Here is a 315-nt window from a genome sequence, read left to right as displayed (position 1 = left end):
GCGCTGTAATAAATGAAGAGACATTCTCATTTGAAATAAAAGAGGATGGAGAAATTATTAAACATATCGTTCAAGATAAGAAAGAAGAAGGTGAATTAGAAATAACGACAGTAGATGTAGCGGATGGGAATACGAAGTTACCAAATGCAGAATTTACAATCTACAACGAACAAGGGAAACAAGTAGTAAAAGGGAAAACGGATGAGCAAGGTATAGCAAAATTCAAACTACCATATGGAAAGTACACGTATAAAGAAACAATAGTGCCGATTGGATATGTAATAAATGAAGAGACATTCTCCAGACTCTAATACA

The 315-nt window shown here is 34.0% G+C and carries 1 pseudogene; it reads left to right on the top strand.

Going from position 1 to position 315, the window contains the following annotated elements:
- Positions 1–302 (top strand): annotated as a pseudogene (locus ACSG5Z_RS30135) (prealbumin-like fold domain-containing protein); the annotation flags it as partial.
- Positions 303–315: the final 13 nt, after the last annotated feature.

This window comes from Bacillus pretiosus (genome assembly GCF_051294775.1).
Taxonomy (GTDB): domain Bacteria; phylum Bacillota; class Bacilli; order Bacillales; family Bacillaceae_G; genus Bacillus_A; species Bacillus_A wiedmannii.
Note: the sequence above shows the minus strand (reverse complement) of the source record. Positions and strands in the feature narration are given on the sequence as shown.